Annotated in this window: 2 protein-coding genes; both read left to right on the top strand. The window is 44.1% G+C overall.

The window, feature by feature from the left end; translation table 11 throughout:
- On the top strand, positions 1-150 hold a 150-nt coding region (locus CEX98_RS23640; RefSeq protein ID WP_143484369.1), incomplete at its 5' end, for a transposase.
- A 74-nt stretch (positions 151-224) separates the two neighbouring features.
- The coding region (locus CEX98_RS21900; protein WP_143484368.1) for an IS3 family transposase at positions 225-542 on the top strand (318 nt) is incomplete at its 3' end.

Genomic DNA, 542 nt, shown 5'->3' with positions numbered 1-542 from the left:
AAATGGCGCTCAAAGTATGGTGGTATGGAAGCGTCTGATATTAAACGCCTCAAAGAGCTTGAAGAAGAAAACCGTAAGTTAAAAGATATGTTTGCAACGCTTAGCCTAAAGCACTCGATGCTTGAGGATATCATCGCAAAAAAGCTGTAAAAACAAGTAGGCGCAGAGCTTGGGTAGAGCATTTAAGAGCTCAATTTAACGTCAGCGTCGCATTTGCTTGTGAAGTGGCAGGGCTAAGCCGCTCAGTTTTTTATTACAAACATAAACGGCCGTTAGATGATGACGTTATCGACGCATTACTTGCGCTGGTAGAGCGCCATCCTAGGTGGGGGCTGCCTAAGCTATTCAAAAGGCTTCGCAATAAAGGTAAGCCGTGGAATAAAAAGCGTGTTGAACGCGTTTACAACATGCTAAAACTAAACTTGAGACGTAAGGGAAAGCGCCGTGTTCCAACAAGAACACCTGAACCATTAAGCGCACCGACACAACATAATGAATCGTGGTCAATGGACTTTATGAGTGACGCATTAAGCTATGGGCAT

Origin of the sequence: Pseudoalteromonas piscicida (assembly GCF_002744175.1) — a bacterium.
Lineage (GTDB): Bacteria > Pseudomonadota > Gammaproteobacteria > Enterobacterales > Alteromonadaceae > Pseudoalteromonas > Pseudoalteromonas piscicida_B.
Note: the sequence above shows the minus strand (reverse complement) of the source record. Positions and strands in the feature narration are given on the sequence as shown.